The organism is Rhodoferax sp. OV413 (genome assembly GCF_945881795.1).
Taxonomy (GTDB): domain Bacteria; phylum Pseudomonadota; class Gammaproteobacteria; order Burkholderiales; family Burkholderiaceae_C; genus Allorhodoferax.
The window spans coordinates 1-17,099 of the sequence record NZ_CAMCVG010000052.1 but is presented as its reverse complement, the minus strand read 5'-3'; the positions used below and the strand labels follow the sequence as shown (position 1 = coordinate 17,099).

Genomic DNA, 17,099 nt, shown 5'->3' with positions numbered 1-17,099 from the left:
GATGCGTCGGTGTTAAACCAGCCCATCGATGCCACGCTCAACAGCGCCACCAGGCCCATGCTGAGCCAAGGCTTACCGCGGCCGCCCCACAAGAGCAGCGCCAAGGCAGCGTAGAGCTGAAAGTCAATTGCGACGTACCACACGCCAGCCGAGATCGACTCCACATCCAACATACTGTGCAGCAAACTGGCGTGAGCCAGAAATCCAGCCACGCTGGGTGCAGTGGGCACCACTTCTGCATCCAGAAACGGCCTTGCGACGGCGGAACACAGCATGGTGATGAGCAATGCCACCACGAATGGGAAAGCCAATCGCAGATAGCGCTGCCACAGCCCGGCGGTCATGCTGCCAAAGGTGTGACGGTTCAGTGTGAGGCTGCGGGCGGCCAGGAAGCCGGCAATGACCAGGAAGACTTGGACCGCCATACGCGCCTTGTCATACAACCATTCAAAGAGCTCCGGCCAATCCGCCGAGGCGGCCTCTGACAGTGGCCCGTAAGCGGAAAAGTGGTGGAACACGATGCATTGGGCCGCTACCACTTTGAGAACATCAATCAGCTGTAACTGCGGGGCGGGCGAACGGTCAGCGGTCATCAAACATCACATTGAAGGCCCCATGGGGGCGGCGTTGGCCCATCAGGCCATCGTGTAAAGAGGTATGTCTCGGGAGGTGGCAAGTGCGTTGAGCTGCTTGCGGGTTTTGCCAGCCACAAATGCGGCAACGGCGGCGTGGTTCTCGGGGGAAAACATCGCATCAGGGCTGGATTGTGTCAGACCCGCAGCCTCCGCGAGCGCGCGGGCGAAATGGGGCTCCAGGGCGGCCAGGGCAACGCGCCCGTCTTTGCAGGGGTAGATGCGATAGCCCGCATGTCCGCCGCCGGTGGGCTGGCCGGCAATAGTGAGGCCCCAGTCGCGCGGAAGGGCCAAATACGCCGCAGCGGCGTTCAGGGCAATCTCCAGGCGCACGCCCTTGCCATTTTGGAGGCTGTGCAATCTTGCTTGCAGGACCGATTCACTCGCCATGAGCGAGCCGGCCATGTCGGCAAACAGGGAGGCGGGGAGTTCTAGTCCGGTCACGAGGCCGCATTCGGCCAGGTAGGTGAGGTCGTGGCCGGGCTCTTCAGCCCTTTCGCCACGCGAGCCCACGATGCTGACCATGGACAGCTGGGGGTACAAGGTCCGCAGTGTAGGCCAGCCCAATCCCAGCTTGCTCAGGGCGCTTGGCCGAAAGGACGTGAGCAACACATGCGCTCGCGCCAGCTCTTTGTGGAGGGTGCGCTGGCCCTTGTCGGTCTTGAGGTCGGCCACCAAGGTGCGAACCCCGTTGTGCATTTCTTGGTAGGCACGTGGGTTGTAGTGGCTCATCGGGTCGCCGGTGGCGCCTTGCGAAAGGGTGCTCGGGGCCGGTGGCTCGAGTTTGACGCAAGTGGCGCCCATAGAGCGGCAGCGCATCAGGGCCGCAGGCCCCGGCAGGTTGAGCGCCAGGCTGATGATGCGGGTGCCCTTGAGCACTTGAGGTGTGGCGCTTTTCAATGGCTTGGCGGCGGCTTGGGGCATGGTCTGGAATAGGGCCGGGGATGCGGCTCGTTGTACGGGGAGGGCGGCGAGGTACGGCGGTGCGGTAATGTGAAGATTTAGGGCGATGATATGTGGCAATAATGGCGCATGGCCCGGCAACGGGAACCCCGATTTTTGCAGGTGCCCCGTGACCCAAGCCCCCCATCCCCAACTCGGTTTCGCCTTTTTGGCGGACTTGCCAACCCTCGACCTCGACCCGCCCAAAAGCAAGCAGCGCAGCGCCAAAGCGGGTAGCAAAAACGTCGCAGCTGTTGCACCGCAAGCGGCTGCACCCATGGATGCCGATGCGATGGCGAGAGCGCTGGAGGCCCACCCGGACTACAAAGTGCTGCGGCGTTTGCAGCCTTGCCTGCAATGGCCGGGTGTAGCGAAGGGCGGGGTCAAGACAATTCTGGTGCTCGATACCGAGACCACCGGGCTGGATTCCGCCAAAGAAAAAATCATCGAGCTCGCAATGCTGCGGGTGGAGGTAGACATGGCAACCGGCTTGCCAGTCGGTCAGGTGTTGGTGTACGACGAACTGGAAGACCCTGGCAAGCCCATACCCCCTGAGGTGGTGGCCATCACCGGCATTCGTGATGCGGATGTGGCCGGTAAAAAGCTGGATGAGGCCCGTGTGGCAGCCATGATGGACGGGGTGGATGTGGTGATTGCGCACAACGCCGCGTTTGACCGGCCCTTTGTGGAAAGTCGATTGCCCGCTTTTGCGGGCCTGCCGTGGGCGTGTTCGTTTGCCGATCTCGACTGGAAGGGCATGGGCCGCGGTTCGGCCAAACTGGAGAGCCTGGCGCAGGAGCTGGGCCTGTTCTACGACGCCCACCGCGCCGAGATGGACTGCCACGCGCTGCTGGCCGTCTTGACGGCGCCGCTCCCTTCTACGCATTCAGAGGCCCCTGAGTCCTTGCGTACCGGGTTGTCTGCCTTGCTGCAGGCAGCAGGCAAGCCAGTCTTCCGTGTGAGCGCGACCAATTCCCCGTTTGAGGCCAAAGACCTTCTCAAGGCGCGCAACTACCGCTGGAATGCCGATCAGCGTGTGTGGGCCACTCGCCTGAGTGACGAGACAGCATTGCGCGCCGAGCTGCAGTGGTTGCGCGAGCAGGTCTATGGTGGTCGTCATGCAGCGGTGCAAATCGAGACGATGGATTCGCTCAACAAGTACTCCAGCCGCAGCGGCCAGACGGTCCATCAGCAGCTATAAGCGCACTGAGAGTTGACGATGGAACACCAACTCATCAGCGTACAAATTGGCACTGCCCGCAAGGTGCAGATCCAAGGGCGCAGTATATTGACAGCAATTCGCAAGACGACGCTGGGCGGGCCAGTGCCGGTGCTCGCGCTCGGTTTGGCCGGCGACGAGCAGGCCGACCTTTCGGTGCACGGTGGCCTGGATAAAGCCGTGTATGCCTACCCGTCAGAGCACTACGACTTCTGGCGCCAGGCCCGCCGGGAGGCCGGGGTGGCCGACATCGATGATCAGTTGCCTTTTGGCGCGATGGGTGAAAACCTCACGCTGGCCGGTCTGCTGGAGCAGGATGTGTGGGTGGGCGATGTGCTGAGGTTTCAAAACTGCGCCCTGCGTGTGGTGCAGCCGCGGGAGCCCTGTTTCAAGTTCAATGCGGCGTTGGGATTCAACTCGGCAGTGAAAGCCATGGCCCTGAGCGGGCGCTGCGGGTTTTACCTTGCGGTGGATGTGCCTGGCACCGTAGAAGCAGGTGAGACTTTCACAGTGCAAACCGGTCAGCGGCAGATGGGTATCCCCGAGCTGTTCAAGGCCAAATTGTTCAAGCATCTGCGCTAGTGCGCAGGGAGCTTAGCCGCGGCTCAGGGTGGTGCTGATCGCGTTGGCCAGCTCGTTCGGCTCGAACTTGGCCACATACGCGTCTGCCCCCACACCACTGGCATGGCCTTCGCTGGCGCTGCCGGTGAGCGAGGAATACACAATGACCGGAATGCCCGCGAAGCGGCTGTCATTCTTGATGCTGCGGGTAAGAGTGAAGCCATCCATCTCCGGCATCTCCAAGTCGGTCAGCACCAGGGCCACTTTGTCTTTGGCGCGCTTGCCATGGTTGACGGCATCGCTGTGGATCTGGCCCAGCCGCTCCCATGCTTCCTTGCCGTTCTTTACCGCTGCATAGGCTACGCCCATGGTTTTGAGGCTTTCTTCGACCAGCATGCGGGCGATGGCCGAGTCGTCGGCAAACAGGATGCTGGTGCCCTCTGGCAGTTTAATTTTCTGAATGTTGCTGTTGGCCGAGTCCAGCTGGGTGTTGGGAAACACGTTGCGGATGATCTGCTCTACATCCAGCACCTGGGCCAAACGTGAGTCGGCCGCATCGCCGTCGATACGCACCACTCCACTGAGCAGGCCGGAGCAGTTGTTGTCAGCGGCAAGCAGGTGCTTCCAGTCGAGTTGGATGATCTCCACCACCTCATCCACCAAGAAAGCTTGCGTTGTGCGGGCGAACTCAGTCACCAACACTATTTTTGAATTGGTTTTCGGAACGCAGCCAGCCAGCGAGGGAAGGTCAATTACCGGAATCAGCTGACCACGCACATTGGCCAGTCCCATTGCATGGGGCGGGGCATTGACGATGCTGGTGATCTCCGGGGCCACCACGATTTCACGCACCTTGAACACGTTGATGCCGAATAGCTCACTGCGACCACTGCCTTCTGCATCGCCCAGTTTGAAAAGCAGCAATTGGAACTTGCTCTAGGCGGTATGTGTGTTGCCTGGCGCTACTTTGGTATTGAGTGGGTTGCTCATGGTCGGGCCTTTGGGTCGCTGGTGATAGTCCTCTTCACTTTACCCTTTTCCGTGCCCGGTGCTCTGGATAAAAGACAAGGTTTTTGCAGCTTCCCGCAAGTACAGCCGGACTTTTCCGATTTCCGGGCCGATGTGACGGTCGATCCGCCGTATATACGGGCAAGTAAGGGTGGCCAGTGCGGTGTTGTCGGGCCCGAGGATGGGGAATGAGATATCGACTACGCCGAAGGACTGCGCGCTGTCCCTCTCCAGGTATCCCTGCCCCCGGATGGCGTTCAATGTCGCAGCGAGTTTGGACTCGGAAATCGGGACTTCACCGTCGAGGGGCGTGTGTTCCGCCAGCATGCGCTGGTAGCTTCCGGGGTCTGCATAGGCAAGTAGCAAATGGCCTGAGGCAGTGTCCAGCAGACCCACACGCGCACCCCGTGGTACTGAGAAACTCCAGCCACTGGGGCTGCTGATCTGCGCGCTGATCAGCACATTGCCTCGATCGTAAACACCCATGTGGCAGCTTTGCTCTGCTTTGCGGGTGAACTCATCCATGACCGGCAATGCCTGGTTGATGAGCCGACTGAGTGGCGGGTGCATATTCGCCAGCGCAAACAACTTCAGGCTGAGCGCATAGCGGTCGCCGGCGGTATTGCGCATGACGTATTGGCGGGCTACCAGACGCTCCAGCATGCGATAGATCTCGCTGGCACTGCGGTCCATCTCTTTGACGATTTCGGTGCGTGTCAAACCGTGGGGTTGGCTGGCCAACAGTTCCAGAATGTCCAGTCCCTTGTCGAGCGCCGGTGCTCGGTAACGGTCTTCGGGCGGCAGTCCGGATTCGTCGATGTCTTCGGTTTTGGGGCGTCGGCCACGGGGTTTGGGTTCTTTGTCTGACATGGCTTGTCTCTGTGGTTGTGGCATTCCGGTCAATTCATGTTGCCGCTGTATTTTGAGCACAGGGTGAGTGCGTTCATTGGCCCCGGAAATCTAGGGAAAGTACTGAGCGCGCTTTCTAACTTAGGTACTATATTTTCTTCATCCGTGAATTATTTATTCATATTTGAATTTAAGCAAACGAGGTGCAGTCCATGGGTGAAGGCAGGTTGAACGGCAAGACGGTGTTGATCACCGCAGCAGCACAAGGCATAGGCCGCGCCAGCGCGCTGGCCTGTGCACGGGAGGGTGCCCACGTCATTGCCACAGACATTAACGCAGCTTTCCTCAAAACCCTTGCAGCCGAACACACGTCCATCCGCACAGAAGTGCTGGATGTACGCAGCAACGATGCGGTGAGTCACTTGGCATCGAACATGCCAGCATTGGACGCCTTGTTCAACTGCGCCGGCATGGTGGCCAACGGCTCAGTGCTGGACTGCACTGAAGCCGACTGGGACCTGAGCTTCGACTTGAATGTGAAGAGCATGTTCCGCATGACGCGCGCCTTCTTGCCCGGAATGTTGGCCAAGGCCGCGGCAGAGCAGGGGAGTGTGTCCGTCATCAACATGGCTTCCATGGCTTCAAGCATCAAAGGCTTTGCCAACCGCTGTGCGTATGGAGCCACCAAGGCGGCCGTCATTGGTTTGACCAAATCACTGGCGGCTGACTATGTAAAGGCGGGTTTGCGCGCCAATGCCTTGTGCCCAGGCACGGTGGACACGCCTTCTTTACGGGGGCGCATTGCGTCTGCGGCCGATCCGGTGCAGGCAGAAAAAGACTTCATCGCCCGCCAGCCGATGGGGCGATTGGCAGTGGTGGAAGACATTGCGCCCATGGTTGTCTACCTCGCAAGCGAAGAGTCCCGTTTCGTAACGGGGCAGACGATGCTGGTGGATGGCGGCGTCACGATCTGATGTAGCTGAAAGATGAGCAACCCGACCATGCCGACGCCACCTTTGATTGAGGTACGCAATCTCAGCAAATCCTTCCCGGGTGTGAAGGCACTGGACCGTGTGCGTTTCGACCTAACGGCGGGTGAAGTTCATGCCTTGATGGGCGAAAACGGTGCCGGCAAGTCCACCCTGATGAAGATCCTGGCTGGGGTCTACCAAAAGGATGGCGGTGAAGTGCTGGTAAATGGCGTGGCGGTGGACATTCAAAGTCCAGCCCACGCCCAGTCGATGGCGATCGGCATCATCCACCAGGAGTTACATCTGATGCCGCATTTGACGGCTGCTCAAAATATCTTTTTGGGGCGAGAGCCGCGCAAGGCCGGGGGCTGGTTGCTCAATGAAGAGAAGCTGAATGAGGACACTCGCGCACTTTTTGTCCGGTTAAACCTGCGAATGGAGCCGTCAACCCGCATCTCGGACCTCACTGTGGCCAAGCAACAGATGGTGGAGATTGCCAAAGCACTGTCTTTCAAGTCGCGTGTGCTGATCATGGACGAGCCTACGGCAGCTTTGAACAACGCGGAAATTGAAGAACTTTTCCGCATCATCCGCCAGCTCAAGAGTGAAGGTGTTGGCATCGTCTACATCTCCCACAAGATGGATGAAATCCAGCGCATTGCAGATCGCATCACCGTCATGCGGGATGGCAGCTATATCGATACCGTGCCAGCCCAGACACCCATGTCGCAGGTGATTGCCATGATGGTGGGTCGCCAGTTGGAGCAATCTGACAAGCGCGTACCCGATACGTCTGCCAATGAGGTCTTGTTGGAGGTGATGGGGCTCAACCGCGGTCGTGCCATCAGGGATGTGAGCTTTCGTGTGCGCCGGGGAGAGATTCTTGGCTTCGCCGGTTTGATGGGAGCCGGTCGGACCGAAGTGGCGCGTGCAGTTTTTGGGGCGGATCCTGTGGATTCGGGCGAGGTGCGTGTTGCCGGCAAACCGGTGCGATTGCGGTCGCCGCAGGATGCCGTCAATGCGGGTATCGGCTATTTGTCTGAGGACCGCAAACATTTCGGCCTCGCCACTGGCATGGATGTGGCTGCGAACATCACTTTGCCGAGTCTCACGCGCTGGTTGCGATGGGGTGTTTTCCTGAACAAAAGCGCAATCGCGGAAGTCTCGCGCTCCATGGTGGAAAAGCTGCGTATCAAGACGCCCTCCATCCACCAGATGTCCAAGCTGCTGTCCGGCGGTAACCAGCAGAAAGTGGTGATTGCGAAGTGGCTGGTGCAGGACTGCGAGGTTCTGATTTTCGATGAGCCCACGCGCGGAATCGATGTGGGAGCCAAAAGCGAAATTTACAAGCTGCTAAACGATCTGGCCGCGCAAGGGCGGGCCATTGTGGTGATCTCCAGCGAGTTGCCGGAGGTGCTGCTGCTAAGCCACCGCATTCTGGTGATGTGCGAAGGCCGGATTACCGGTGAGGTGTGTGGTGTTGACGCCAGCCAGGAAAGCCTGATGGAGCTCGCGACGCGCCGCGAAACCATGGCTGCCTGAACGCCCACATCGGCAAAGAATTAACTTGAATCAGACGGTATAGCGACATGAATGCGAACAAAGATGCCAAAGAACCAGTCCGCGCGAGCGGGGGGCAGGCTAAGCAAAAGATGCTGGCCTTTGCCAGCTTAATCGCTTTGATCCTGGTGTTCACCGTCCTGAAGCCGGACGCCTTCATGACACAGGACAACATCATCGGCATCTTGCAGTCCACGACCGTGATCGGAGTTCTGGCGATCGCCAGCACTTTCATCATCATCACTTCGGGCATCGATTTGTCGGTGGGCGTGCTGATGACTTTTTGTGCTGTCATGGCCGGAGTGTTTATGGTGAATCTCGGTTTGCCCATGCCATTGGGCATCGCACTGGCGATCGGAATGGGCTGTGTGTGCGGTGCAATCTCGGGTCTGGCTATTACCAAACTTAAAGTGCCGCCGTTTATTGCCACTCTGGGCATGATGATGTTGCTCAAGGGCGTATCGCTCATCATCACCAACACCCGCCCGATCTATTTCAGCGATGTAGACGGTTTTGACCAGATTGCTTTGGGCTCGCTGATAGGGGATTTGATTCCGTCCTTTCCCATTCCCAACGGAGTACTGATCATGTTCATCGTGGCGGTGGTATGCGCGGTGGTCTTGAATAAAACTGCGCTGGGCCGTTACACCTTTGCACTGGGCAGCAATGAAGAGGCAGTGCGCTTGTCGGGGGTGAATGTAGACCGCTGGAAGGTCATCATTTATACCTTTGCAGGTGGTATTTGCGGCATCGCCGGATTGCTGATTGCCTCGCGGTTGAACTCTGCTCAACCGGCTTTGGGGCAGGGTTATGAGCTGGACGCGATTGCCGCAGTAGTGATCGGTGGCACTTCGCTCAGTGGCGGGGTGGGCACGATTCTGGGCACCATCATCGGCGCTTTCATCATGAGTGTTCTTATCAATGGTCTGCGCATCATGTCGGTCGCCCAGGAGTGGCAGATGGTGTTGACAGGTCTCATCATCATTCTCGCGGTCTATACCGACAACCTGCGCCGCAACAAGAAATAAGGAGACCAGGCAGCCGCATACGCCACCACCCTGTTTGAGTTTTTCGTGATTCCGTTGAAAGCAATAAACCTATCCATCAGGAGACAAACCATGAATGCAAAACGACAAATGCTGGCTCTGACTGCCGGCCTCGCACTGGCAGGCTTTTCCAGCTTCGCTACCGCACAGGAAATCTATATTCCCTTGATCTCCAAAGGCTTCCAGCACCAGTTCTGGCAAGCCGTGAAGCAAGGTGCCGACCAGGCTGCCAAAGACTACAAAGTCAAGGTAACTTTTGAGGGCCCCGAAACCGAGCAGCAAGTGGACAAGCAGATCGATATGCTTTCGGCTGCCTTGGCCAAGAACCCCAAGGCTATCGGCTTTGCTGCACTGGATAGCAAGGCTGCCATTCCCTTGCTGAAGAAGGCCCAGGCCGCAAAAATTCCGGTCATTGCATTCGACTCCGGCGTTGATAGCGACATCGTGGTGACGACGGCACAAACAGACAGCAAAGCAGCTGCTGCGTTGGCTGCTGACAAGATGGCCGAAAAAATCGGTGGCGAAGGTGAAGTGGCAGTGATCGGACACGACCAGACCAGCACGACCGGTACGGGTCGCCGCGATGGTTTTGTGGACCGCATCAAATCCAAGTATCCCAAGATCAAGGTAGTGGACATTCAGTACGGTGGTGGTGACCATTTGAAGTCGGCTGAAATTGCCAAGACCTTGACCCAGGCCTACCCCAAACTCAAGGGCATCTTCGGTACCAATGAAGGCTCTGCGATCGGTGCCGGCAAGGGTCTGAAAGAAGCCAAAAAGAGTGGTGTGGTCATCATCGGTTTTGACTCTGGTAAGGCCCAGAAAGACATGATTAACGACGGCACCATTGCTGGCGCGATCACCCAGAACCCGGTGGGCATCGGCTACAAGACGGTGGAAGCTGCTGTGAAGGCGCTCAAGGGTGAGAAGTTGCCCAAGATCATCGACACCGGTTTCTACTACTACGACAAGACCAACATGAAGGACGCCAAGATTGCGGCGGTTCTTTACGACTGAAATCTCCCCCTGAGCGGCTTTGCCGCTCCCCCCTCTCTCGCATGCAGCGGGATGGGGGGCGCACCCAGCGGGCCGGCAGAAACACTTCCGCGGGTGCTATGAATTTTGTTGACTGAAAAGGAAGAACTGTGAAACTAGTACGCTACGGATTGCCAGGCCAGGAAAAGCCCGGTGTGTTGGATGCCCTGGGCCGGGTACGCGATCTTTCCGCACACATTACAGATGTCGCCGGCGCCGCCTTGCTGCCGGAAAGCTTGGCCCGTCTGCGTGGCGTTGTTGTAGACAGTCTGCCCTTGGTAGATGGATTTCCCCAGAAAGATTTGCGCCTCGGTGCCTGTGTAGGCAACGTGGGCAAATTCATCTGCATTGGTTTGAATTATTCAGACCACGCGGCCGAAAGTGGAATGCAGGTTCCACCGGAGCCTGTTGTCTTCAACAAGTGGACCAGCGCCATCATCGGCCCCGATGATGCGGTAGAGATTCCCCGTGGTTCCGTGAAGACGGATTGGGAAGTCGAGCTCGGCGTGGTCATCGGCAAAGGTGGCCGGTACATTGACGAATCAGATGCGATGTCCCATGTGGCTGGCTATTGCGTGGTGAATGATGTGTCTGAACGCGAATACCAGCTCGACCGCAGCGGAACCTGGGACAAAGGCAAGGGCTGCGATACCTTTGGCCCCACAGGCCCTTGGCTGGTGACAGCTGATGAAGTGCCGGATCCGCAAGCCTTGTCCATGTGGCTGGATGTGGATGGAAAGCGTTATCAAAGCGGAAGTACGTCCACCATGGTGTACGGCGTGAAGTTTCTAATTTCTTACCTCAGCCGCTTCATGAGTCTGCAGCCTGGCGACGTGATTTCCACGGGAACTCCACCCGGTGTCGGCATGGGCCAAAAACCTCCGGTTTACCTGCATGCAGGACAGACCATTCACCTGGGCATTGAGGGCCTGGGAACTCAAACACAAGTAACCAAACAGGCCTGATATGACCCAAGTCACCGGCATGCGCGTCGTGGACGTGCGCTTTCCCACGTCCCAACATCTGGATGGTTCGGATGCGATGAACCCGGATCCGGACTATTCGGCCGCCTATGTCATCCTGGAAACCGACCGCGCAGGCGTGGAGGGCCATGGATTGACATTCACCATCGGGCGCGGCAACGAGATCTGCTGTGCGGCGATCGAAGCTATGCGACATCTGGTAGTTGGACTGGACCTGGATTGGGTGGCCGACGATATGGGGCGTTTTTGGCGCTACATCACTTCCGACAGCCAGTTGCGCTGGATCGGCCCGGACAAGGGCGCCATCCACCTTGCCACCGGCGCTGTGGTGAATGCCGTGTGGGATCTGTGGGCCAAGTTGGAGGGCGTGCCGGTATGGGAACTGGTGGCTCGAATGAGCCCTGAGGAGATGGTGAAGCTGATTGACTTCCGTTACATCACGGATTGCATCACGCCGGAAGAAGCTTTGGCAATGTTGCAAGAGCGCGCGGCGGGCAAAGCACAGCGTATTGAGACACTTCGCCGCGAAGGCTACCCGTGTTACACCACATCAGCAGGCTGGTTGGGCTACGACGATGACAAACTGCGCCGCTTGTGCAAGGAAGCTACCGATGCAGGCTTTAACCACATCAAGCTCAAAGTCGGACGTGACAAGGCGGACGATATCCGGCGCCTACGTATCGCTCGTGAGGTCTTGGGGCCTGAGCGGCATTTGATGATTGATGCCAACCAGGTGTGGGAGGTGAATCAGGCAGTGGAATGGGTGCGCGAGCTGGCCTTCGCCAAGCCCTGGTTCATTGAGGAGCCCACCAGCCCGGACGACATTGAAGGGCATCGCGTCATCCGTGAAGGCGTTCACCCGGTAAAGGTGGCGACGGGCGAGATGTGCCAGAACCGCATCATCTTTAAGCAACTGATCATGCGCGGTGCGATCGATGTTGTGCAAATCGATTCATGCCGCTTGGGTGGCGTGAACGAAATTCTGGCGGTCATGTTAATGGCCGCCAAATACAACTTGCCGGTGTGTCCTCATGCGGGAGGTGTGGGCTTGTGTGAGTACGTGCAGCACCTCTCGATGATTGACTACCTCTGCATCGCCGGCACGCGGGAAGGGCGTGTGATTGAGTTTGTGGATCATTTGCATGAGCATTTCATTGAGCCTTGTGTCATCAAGAACGCGGCGTACATGCCCCCTGTTGCACCTGGTTTTTCCATTCAGATGAAACCTGAATCAATTCTTGAATACACCCACAAGCCCCGTATGGTTGCGGTATGAAGATCGACACCCACCAGCACTATTGGCGCTACCGGGCAGCGGAGTTTCCGTGGGTCGAAGACTCCATGCCAGATTTGCGAAAAGACTGCATGCCCATTGATTGCGAAGACGCGATGCGGGCTAGCGGCGTAGATGGCGTAGTGGCGGTGCAGGCACGCACTCTGGTGGAAGAGACGGACTTCTTGCTCAAGGTCGCGGACAACCACCCTGAAGTGTTGGGCATAGTGGGTTGGGCTGATCTGGCAGCGCCGGATCTCGAAGCGTATCTGGATCGATGGACTGCACATCCGGCCATGCGCGGAATACGGCACATTTTGCAGGATGAGGCGGATGTCATTGCCTGGCTTCACAACCCGCGGAATGCGGAGGGTTTGCGGTCAGTGCAGCGCGCGGGTCTGGTTTATGACGTGTTGGTGTTTGATCACCAGTTGCCAGGAGTGGCTTCCTTTTGTGCGAAGCACGATGGCCATTGGTTAGTGTTGGATCATTTGGGTAAACCGTCTATCCGGGATTGGCAGGCCAACCCCGAGGTGCCATCCCGGTGGTTGAGCAACATCCGAAGTCTCGCAACTTTGCCGCACGTGGTCTGCAAGTTGTCCGGTCTGGTCACAGAGACCGATTGGAAGTCCGGCAAAGGCATCAGCCCGTCCGATAGCAAAATCATGTGGACATGTTTTGACCAGGCGCTGGAGGCATTCGGGCCCCATCGATTGATGTTCGGTTCGGACTGGCCTGTCTGTCAGCTGGCGGCACCTTATGAAGCGGTGCACGGCTTGGTGCAAAAGTGGGCAAAAGCCCGGCTTACCATGACCGAGCAAGAAGCATTCTGGTCTGGCAATGCCATTCGTTGCTACGGACTGAATGTGCATTCCGAAGCTTGATGTGCTTCGAATCTGAAGGACGACCATGGATTTGCATCTCAAAGACAAAGTGTTCATCGTGACCGGTGGAGGGAGCGGGATTGGAGCTGCTGTTTCGCTCACTCTGGCGCAAGAGGGCGCCAAACCGGTCATCTTCGGAAAAACTGCGCTTACTCCCGAGTTCGAGGCGCAACTGACAGCAGTAGCAAGTGACTATCTGTTTGTCCAGCTGGAGTTGTCCGATGAAGCAGCCTGCGGCCGTGGGGTGGAACAGGTTATTGAGCGTTTCGGTCGCTTGGACGGCCTCGTCAACAATGCGGGTATCAATGACAGTGTGGGCCTGGAAGCGGGACGTGATGAATTCGTCGCTTCGCTGGAGCGGAATTTGATCCACTACTACGTTATGGCCCACTTCTGCGTTCCGCATTTGAAGGCTAGTCGGGGTGCCATCGTTAACGTATCCTCAAAGACAGCATTGACCGGCCAAGGCAACACCAGTGGCTACTGTGCTTCCAAAGGCGGCCAGCTGTCGCTGACGCGAGAGTGGGCTGCAGCATTACTGAATGACGGCGTACGAGTGAATGCCCTGATCCCGGCCGAAGTGATGACGCCCCTTTATGAACGCTGGATCAATAGTTTTGAAAACCCGATCGAAAAGCTGGCCGCAATCACCGCCAAAATTCCTTTGGGTCAGCGCATGACGACCCCCGAGGAGATGGCGCGAATGTGTGTATTCCTGTTGTCGGATGTCTCGTCCCACACAACCGGACAATGGGTATTCGTGGATGGCGGATACACACACTTGGACCGGGCATTGTTATGAATGCGCCCGTGACCCGATACGCACTGGCGCTGGATCTGGTGGATAACGAGACTTTGATCGCGGAGTACATCCGGGCCCATGAATCGATCTGGCCGGAGGTTCGCGAGCATTTGTTTTCCCAAGGTGTCCTGGCGATGGAGATTTACCGTTTGGGTACACGCATGTTCATGGTGATGGACGTAGACCCAGAGGTGTACTCTGAATCAACGATGGCAAGGGCTTCCATGGAGAACGAGGCTGTTGTGCGGTGGGAAGCCCTGATGTGGACCTACCAATCACCAACCCCTTGGACGCCGTCAGGTCAGAAGTGGGTTCCGATGCAAAAAGTGTTTGAGTTGCGTTGAACCGTAGCCCGTACAGATTCAGGAAATGATGTTGCATTCCCTGCGAAGCAAGGCCACTGCATCCTGAAACGTGTAGTCATGGTCACTGGTCAAAGTGCCTGACGCCTCTTCGATGAAGTTAGTCCAAAGGCTTGCATAGTCCTCCAGATGTTCTGGAGGCGCTTGATCCCGAATGAACTTCAACGGCAATGAGGGTTGCAGGCCCGTCTTGCGGATCTTTTTCACCAAGGTGGACGCCGCCTTTTCGGTCAATACCGTCTTGGCGCTACTGCCGGCCGCCATGCACAGGAACAGAGTGAGTAGTGAGCTTTCGTCGTCATTCCCGCCTGTGGCTTTGGCCCAAGCCTTGGATACGGACCTGTCAAATTGCTCTATTTCATTGATAGCGTCTTCCACCCAGAAATAACGGCCGATGAACGCGGGTGTTTGGTCAAACAGCTTACGAGCAGAGGCTGCAGACTCAAGCCACTTCGCAGAGTCTTCCCAGACAGAATCCCGTACGGACTCCACCAGGGGAACCCATTCGACCGGCAGGTCTTCTGGCAAAGTCAGGGGAAGCTTGCCGGGTTTGGTCTGGTAACGCTTGCGCAAGGCAAGAATCATTTTTTCAAATGTCACCCAGTCCGGCAATGTGCTGCGCTTGCAGGCTATAGCAAGCAAAGCGGTCCGGATTACGGCTTCAGCATCCTTGCCGGCTTCTTCCAGTTCTTCCAGCTCCATTCCCAAGTGGGCAGCCATCCAAATGGCAGCTTCGACCACTGCCGTCGCATGGCTGCGGCTGTTCAGCTCTGCCTGATAGTCGGAGAGGGGCCGCAGGCTCCATCTGGCAAGCAAGGGAATGTGTTCATCGCGGAAACCGCTGCGCTCATTCATGCCGAAATGCGTGGTCTGAGGCATGGTAATCAGTGCCTTAAGCATGTCTGAGCCCGCTTTGGAGCGGGACAGGAAGCTGTTGTCGCGCAGGATCTCCGCCGCTTTTTGAAGGTCACCCTGTGAGGTGTGTGCCAGGTGCAGGCTCACCAGATTGACGATGCGGTCTTTGGCCAGTTCCAGCTCCGGCCGCAAAAACTCGGTACCGAAGTACCGGGCAATCTGTACCATGCCTTTGGGTGCATCTGCACAAATAGCATCCAGCTTGTCCTGGCCGATCAGGCCGTGGCGTACACCGTGTGCCAATGCCTTTTCAAAGAAAGGGCGGTCATCAAAAAGGGAAACAGCTTGCGGTGCAGCAGACATGGCGTGTGCGCTAAGGTTAGATGGCAGATTCTTCGTCGTCGTCGCGTGCCGCAGGCGTGGCTTGGCCGCGGTCAGTATCTCCGGTTTCGACTTTGCCGTCGTCTTCTTCGTCAGGCATTTCTTCTTCGTCCAGCCCCAGATCAAAGGCCCGCGCTTTGGCGCGCAGCACGATCAGCATTTCGATGAATAGGTCAGGAAGCTCATGGCGTAGTAGCCACGCCATTTGCATCCAGTCCTGGTCGGCTACCTCGTCCAGATCCACCCGGGGGCGTACATAAGCAGATTGATATAGCGCCTGCTCAGACAAAATTTCGCCATCGTCCTCCACTGCATCGAAGTTGCCGCTGCGGGCAAAAGCCTCTACGCGGCTCCACTTTTCTGTGAAGTAGTCGGCCAAAGCTTCACTGCCGCCCTCCAGATCACCGATGGCGGTCAGAAATTCGATAGCGTCAGCGTCTTCCCGGAATATCACCGAGTTCATCATGCCGCGCAGGTGCGTGCGTGTCAGGTCTTTGTATTGTTTTTCGATGACGACAGCATGGGCAAATTGTTGGGGCGTGATCAGCAGGTTGACGATGGATTCCTTTGAGTCGTCGTATTCACGTATGACCGCCAGAATATCCTTGGGCGGTAGTTGCTCGAGCACCACCATCAAGGCGCCGTCGCCCTCGTTGTCGGCCAACTCAGTCAGCACCGATTCGGCGCCGACGATGTCTCCAGCTGCAATCAGCGCCTGGGTTTTTTCAATGAGTGCAATTTGGTTCATGCCGTGGTCCTTTACGTTCGCGCGTGGCCTTATTCTTTGGCGTCAAAGCCTTGTTCGACCATCCATGCAGCGCCTTCTGCCTCGCTCACGCGGCTCTGGCGCTCGTCTTCATCCATTCCCTCCGGGTCGCGCTCTATGTCGTCGCGGTCTTTGTCCTCTTCGTCTTCACTGTCTTCGTTGTGGCCGTGGCGGGTGTCGGGCTTGTTGAGCAGGTATTCCAGCGAGGCAGCCACCGTCATGAACCACGGGCCGGACGGCTGCTGCAGCACCTGCTGGGCCAAACTTTGGGCCCATGGCATCAACTCCACCGCATGGCTCAAGGCGTCCCACTCGGGCAAGTCCTCCGCCTCCTGACGGATCAGCTCTTCCATCACCGCAGCGCCTTTGAACCGGAAGCCCTGGTGAAAAACCACAGCGACCATTTCGGGGCTGAGTTCCAGCATGCTCAGAAGGAAGTGAAGTTCCTTGCGCCGCTCAGCTAACTTTTTGGCGAGTATGTTGCTTCCTTCCGAATCGGAGCTGAGATCGTCTAGCTCTGCCTGGTAGGCACTGCTCAAGTGGTAGAAAAACGGGGAGAGACTCATGGTGGTGCCCTGTCAAAGAATACGGGATAGGTAATGGGCCCAGATCTCTCGCGCCGTATCAGTCGGATCATCAAGCAGGCCCCGGCGGCGATTGTCGTCGTAAGCCTGGCGCTTGTCGGTGTCCGAGAGCACATCGTAGGCTTCCTGTACTTCGCGGAAGTACTGCGGAGCTTGAGGGTCGGGGTTGCGGTCGGGGTGGTACAGCGCTGCCTTCTGGCGGAAGGCTTTTTTGATGTCTGCCAGCGTAGCGGCGCTGTTCAGTCCGAGACTGGCGTAGTGGTCTTTCATGCGAGAGGGGATCATGCCTCAATCTTCACTTCACAACGGTGTTCGTTGGACGTCGCTTGGTGGAGAGTCCGGGCGACCTCTTTGGGCTCCTCGAACCAGGCCCATAACATTCTGAA

Annotated in this window: 19 protein-coding genes; 11 read left to right on the top strand and 8 right to left on the bottom strand. The window is 57.6% G+C overall.

Going from position 1 to position 17,099, the window contains the following annotated elements:
* The coding region (locus Q0O05_RS07945; protein WP_293661893.1) for an acyltransferase family protein at positions 1-593 on the bottom strand (593 nt) is incomplete at its 3' end.
* Between the two features lie 42 nt (positions 594-635).
* Positions 636-1,556, bottom strand: coding sequence for a CoA transferase (locus Q0O05_RS07940; protein WP_293661891.1), 921 nt, complete (start codon positions 1,554-1,556; stop codon positions 636-638).
* 148 nt (positions 1,557-1,704) lie between these two features.
* Between Q0O05_RS07940 and Q0O05_RS07935 the strand changes: the two genes are divergently transcribed.
* Entirely contained in the window at positions 1,705-2,775 is a 1,071-nt protein-coding gene (locus tag Q0O05_RS07935; RefSeq protein ID WP_293661889.1) for a 3'-5' exonuclease, read from the top strand.
* An 18-nt stretch (positions 2,776-2,793) separates the two neighbouring features.
* Positions 2,794-3,375, top strand: a complete 582-nt coding sequence (locus Q0O05_RS07930) for an MOSC domain-containing protein (RefSeq protein WP_293661887.1) — start codon at positions 2,794-2,796, stop codon at positions 3,373-3,375.
* 12 nt (positions 3,376-3,387) lie between these two features.
* On the opposite strand, the gene Q0O05_RS07925 is transcribed toward Q0O05_RS07930, so the two are convergent.
* The gene (locus Q0O05_RS07925) at positions 3,388-4,278 is read right to left on the bottom strand and encodes a chemotaxis protein (RefSeq protein ID WP_293661885.1); all 891 of its coding nucleotides are present in this window, start codon (positions 4,276-4,278) and stop codon (positions 3,388-3,390) included.
* A gap of 105 nt (positions 4,279-4,383) precedes the next feature.
* Positions 4,384-5,232, bottom strand: a complete 849-nt coding sequence (locus Q0O05_RS07920; RefSeq protein ID WP_293661883.1) for an IclR family transcriptional regulator — start codon at positions 5,230-5,232, stop codon at positions 4,384-4,386.
* Between the two features lie 191 nt (positions 5,233-5,423).
* On the opposite strand from Q0O05_RS07920, the gene Q0O05_RS07915 reads away from it, so the two are divergent.
* From Q0O05_RS07915 to Q0O05_RS07875, 9 genes are all read left to right on the top strand, one after another.
* Entirely contained in the window at positions 5,424-6,185 is a 762-nt protein-coding gene (locus tag Q0O05_RS07915) for an SDR family oxidoreductase (RefSeq protein WP_293661881.1), read from the top strand.
* A gap of 12 nt (positions 6,186-6,197) precedes the next feature.
* Positions 6,198-7,724 carry a sugar ABC transporter ATP-binding protein gene (locus Q0O05_RS07910; protein WP_293661879.1) on the top strand — a complete coding sequence of 509 codons (1,527 nt, stop codon included), beginning with the start codon at positions 6,198-6,200 and terminating at the stop codon, positions 7,722-7,724.
* 47 nt (positions 7,725-7,771) lie between these two features.
* Positions 7,772-8,770: an ABC transporter permease gene (locus Q0O05_RS07905; protein ID WP_293661877.1), complete on the top strand. Its 999-nt coding sequence runs from the start codon at positions 7,772-7,774 to the stop codon at positions 8,768-8,770.
* 90 nt (positions 8,771-8,860) lie between these two features.
* On the top strand, positions 8,861-9,805 hold the full coding sequence (locus Q0O05_RS07900) for an ABC transporter substrate-binding protein (protein ID WP_293661875.1): 945 nt from the start codon (positions 8,861-8,863) through the stop codon (positions 9,803-9,805).
* 128 nt (positions 9,806-9,933) lie between these two features.
* A complete protein-coding gene (locus Q0O05_RS07895; protein WP_293661873.1) occupies positions 9,934-10,788 on the top strand; it encodes a fumarylacetoacetate hydrolase family protein in 855 nt (284 codons plus the stop codon).
* 1 nt (position 10,789) lies between these two features.
* A complete protein-coding gene (locus Q0O05_RS07890; RefSeq protein ID WP_293661871.1) occupies positions 10,790-12,082 on the top strand; it encodes an L-fuconate dehydratase in 1,293 nt (430 codons plus the stop codon).
* Positions 12,079-12,963: an amidohydrolase family protein gene (locus Q0O05_RS07885; RefSeq protein ID WP_293661869.1), complete on the top strand. Its 885-nt coding sequence runs from the start codon at positions 12,079-12,081 to the stop codon at positions 12,961-12,963. The genes Q0O05_RS07890 and Q0O05_RS07885 overlap by 4 nt, the downstream gene beginning before the upstream one ends.
* A gap of 25 nt (positions 12,964-12,988) precedes the next feature.
* Positions 12,989-13,765 (top strand): SDR family oxidoreductase, encoded by a 777-nt coding sequence (locus Q0O05_RS07880; RefSeq protein WP_293661867.1) that lies wholly within the window; start codon positions 12,989-12,991, stop codon positions 13,763-13,765.
* Between the two features lie 8 nt (positions 13,766-13,773).
* A complete protein-coding gene (locus tag Q0O05_RS07875; protein WP_293661865.1) occupies positions 13,774-14,109 on the top strand; it encodes an L-rhamnose mutarotase in 336 nt (111 codons plus the stop codon).
* 18 nt (positions 14,110-14,127) lie between these two features.
* Here Q0O05_RS07875 and Q0O05_RS07870 read toward each other — a convergent pair whose 3' ends face one another.
* From Q0O05_RS07870 to Q0O05_RS07855, 4 genes are read right to left on the bottom strand one after another with little or no spacing between them, the layout of a single operon-like run.
* A complete protein-coding gene (locus Q0O05_RS07870) occupies positions 14,128-15,345 on the bottom strand; it encodes a hypothetical protein (RefSeq protein ID WP_293661863.1) in 1,218 nt (405 codons plus the stop codon).
* Between the two features lie 16 nt (positions 15,346-15,361).
* On the bottom strand, positions 15,362-16,111 hold the full coding sequence (locus Q0O05_RS07865) for a hypothetical protein (protein WP_293661861.1): 750 nt from the start codon (positions 16,109-16,111) through the stop codon (positions 15,362-15,364).
* Positions 16,112-16,140: 29 nt separating this feature from the next.
* Positions 16,141-16,695: a hypothetical protein gene (locus Q0O05_RS07860; protein WP_293661859.1), complete on the bottom strand. Its 555-nt coding sequence runs from the start codon at positions 16,693-16,695 to the stop codon at positions 16,141-16,143.
* A 12-nt stretch (positions 16,696-16,707) separates the two neighbouring features.
* The gene (locus Q0O05_RS07855; RefSeq protein WP_293661895.1) at positions 16,708-16,983 is read right to left on the bottom strand and encodes a DnaJ domain-containing protein; all 276 of its coding nucleotides are present in this window, start codon (positions 16,981-16,983) and stop codon (positions 16,708-16,710) included.
* Positions 16,984-17,099 lie beyond the last annotated feature (116 nt).

Bases quoted from the DNA above. Each gene is read 5' to 3' on its own strand.
- Q0O05_RS07865 (WP_293661861.1), bottom strand. From the start codon at position 16,111: ATGAACCAAATTGCACTCATTGAAAAAACCCAGGCGCTGATTGCAGCT.
- Q0O05_RS07910 (WP_293661879.1), top strand. From the start codon at position 6,198: ATGAGCAACCCGACCATGCCGACGCCACCTTTGATTGAGGTACGCAAT.
- Q0O05_RS07905 (WP_293661877.1), top strand. From the start codon at position 7,772: ATGAATGCGAACAAAGATGCCAAAGAACCAGTCCGCGCGAGCGGGGGG.
- Q0O05_RS07880 (WP_293661867.1), top strand. From the start codon at position 12,989: ATGGATTTGCATCTCAAAGACAAAGTGTTCATCGTGACCGGTGGAGGG.
- Q0O05_RS07900 (WP_293661875.1), top strand. From the start codon at position 8,861: ATGAATGCAAAACGACAAATGCTGGCTCTGACTGCCGGCCTCGCACTG.
- Q0O05_RS07885 (WP_293661869.1), top strand. From the start codon at position 12,079: ATGAAGATCGACACCCACCAGCACTATTGGCGCTACCGGGCAGCGGAG.
- Q0O05_RS07930 (WP_293661887.1), top strand. From the start codon at position 2,794: ATGGAACACCAACTCATCAGCGTACAAATTGGCACTGCCCGCAAGGTG.
- Q0O05_RS07860 (WP_293661859.1), bottom strand. From the start codon at position 16,695: ATGAGTCTCTCCCCGTTTTTCTACCACTTGAGCAGTGCCTACCAGGCA.
- Q0O05_RS07940 (WP_293661891.1), bottom strand. From the start codon at position 1,556: ATGCCCCAAGCCGCCGCCAAGCCATTGAAAAGCGCCACACCTCAAGTG.
- Q0O05_RS07920 (WP_293661883.1), bottom strand. From the start codon at position 5,232: ATGTCAGACAAAGAACCCAAACCCCGTGGCCGACGCCCCAAAACCGAA.
- Q0O05_RS07870 (WP_293661863.1), bottom strand. From the start codon at position 15,345: ATGTCTGCTGCACCGCAAGCTGTTTCCCTTTTTGATGACCGCCCTTTC.
- Q0O05_RS07890 (WP_293661871.1), top strand. From the start codon at position 10,790: ATGACCCAAGTCACCGGCATGCGCGTCGTGGACGTGCGCTTTCCCACG.
- Q0O05_RS07915 (WP_293661881.1), top strand. From the start codon at position 5,424: ATGGGTGAAGGCAGGTTGAACGGCAAGACGGTGTTGATCACCGCAGCA.
- Q0O05_RS07855 (WP_293661895.1), bottom strand. From the start codon at position 16,983: ATGAAAGACCACTACGCCAGTCTCGGACTGAACAGCGCCGCTACGCTG.